This is a genomic window from Lamprobacter sp. (assembly GCF_034860625.1).
Lineage (GTDB): Bacteria > Pseudomonadota > Gammaproteobacteria > Chromatiales > Chromatiaceae > Lamprobacter.
In genome coordinates this window covers 1-1453 of the sequence record NZ_JAYESN010000499.1, presented here as the reverse complement: position 1 = coordinate 1453, position 1453 = coordinate 1, and the positions used below count along the sequence as shown (strand labels likewise).

3 protein-coding genes are annotated in these 1453 nt (G+C 58.7%); 1 reads left to right on the top strand and 2 read right to left on the bottom strand.

What is annotated here, in order from left to right; translation table 11 throughout:
* Positions 1 to 96: 96 nt before the first annotated feature.
* Together VBE63_RS29230 and VBE63_RS29225 are read right to left on the bottom strand one after the other, a co-directional pair.
* On the bottom strand, positions 97 to 297 hold the full coding sequence (locus VBE63_RS29230; protein WP_323686483.1) for an AAA family ATPase: 201 nt from the start codon (positions 295 to 297) through the stop codon (positions 97 to 99).
* A complete protein-coding gene (locus VBE63_RS29225; RefSeq protein WP_323686482.1) occupies positions 294 to 710 on the bottom strand; it encodes a TA system antitoxin ParD family protein in 417 nt (138 codons plus the stop codon). Before VBE63_RS29225 ends, VBE63_RS29230 begins: the two co-directional genes overlap by 4 nt.
* A 338-nt stretch (positions 711 to 1048) precedes the next feature.
* Here VBE63_RS29225 and VBE63_RS29220 point away from each other — a divergent pair.
* On the top strand, positions 1049 to 1453 hold a 405-nt coding region (locus VBE63_RS29220; protein ID WP_323686481.1), incomplete at its 3' end, for an AAA family ATPase.

Below are 1453 nucleotides of genomic sequence, written 5' to 3'. Positions count from 1 at the left end.
TGCCTTAGAAGACGGCCACTATAAGGTGATCGCCACGCTCAAGGACGAGGCCCGCGCCCGCATCCCCCCGTTCGAGGCGATCGAGCTGGATCTGGCCTATATGCTTGGCATGGAGTAGGAGGCGAGCTTGGCGGCGTCGTAGCTATGGGCTTCGGGTGCGTCTGGATAGACGATCCGCGCGAGGATGTCGGCATTGACGAAGGGCAGGCCGAGCGGCTCAAGGTAGAGGCGATAGAAGGTGCTTTTACCCGCTCCGTTGCCGCCGACGAGCAGCCAAAGCTGTTTGCTGTCGGTCAAGCTGCCTGCTCTTCGCGCGGGACAAACACCCCCTGGCGGAAGGTGCCAAGGGTGCTCTTGCCGGTGGCGTCAATCTGCTCCAGAAAGCCAGGATAGGTGCGCGAAGCCTGGTAGCGCATCGCGGCCTGAGTGACCTTCTGCTGCAGCGCCCCGGAGCGCCGATCCGATTCCACCGCCGCGAAGACCGACTCGGAAGCGACGGGCTGAGCCATGATTGGCTCGACGCGCAGCCGTGCAAAACCTGCGGCGATATCTAACAGGCTTTGTGGATCGACAAAGCCGGCGATCTGCTGACCCAGCGAGGCCCAATATTCGATCTGTTCAGCGGCACTGCGGTGAAACTGCGATCCAGCCAGACTGGCGCTCTGCATCAGGTCTTCTTGGAGTCGGACTGGTGAGGCGGATTTCGGCATGGACCTGTTCTGCTTGCTTGGGCGGAGAATCGAAACCGTAGCAGATTGCTACACTGTGTTCAATCATGTTGTGCTCTTGCTGCCTGCAAGTCGCCCAACCTGACGGGGCCTCAGTCGCAATTGGCCCATAAGTCTAGGATGAGCGCAAAATGCATCAGGCAAAACGGGTGTAATCTGCCTCCCGCTACTTCTTCAAAATCAATCGCTTAGCGAAGTTAAAAATCAGAGTCTTAGGTGACAGGCGAGAAATTATTTCCAGCTTTTCAGAAACTTAAGGGCGCGCTCGGCAGGTTGCACCCAGGCAAAACGATGGCATTATTCATCGCGAGGGAGATTGTATGTTGACACGCATTTCACTCGCCAACTTCAAGAGCTATGACGAAGCAACGCTACCCTTGGCAGCCTTGACCTTCTTGGTCGGCGCCAATGCGGCAGGCAAGAGTAATCTGCTCGAGGCCTTGCGGTTGCTGCATTGGCTCGCCAAGGGTAGCCGTCTGGATGATATCGCCCGCGCCATCGAGAGCGGCGATGCCAGGGTGCGCGGGCAGTCCGGCGATCTCTTCCGCGATCCCGCGCAGCCTTTCACGCTGGGCCTGCATTGGTCGAGTGCGCCGGATGGATGGACGGACTTCGAGATCGCGGTCAGCCTGCTGGCTGATCAATTGGTGATCACCGGCGAGCAGGTGACCCAACCGTCCGAAAAGGTGCCGTTGTATACCCTAGATGGCACACCAAATCCGCAT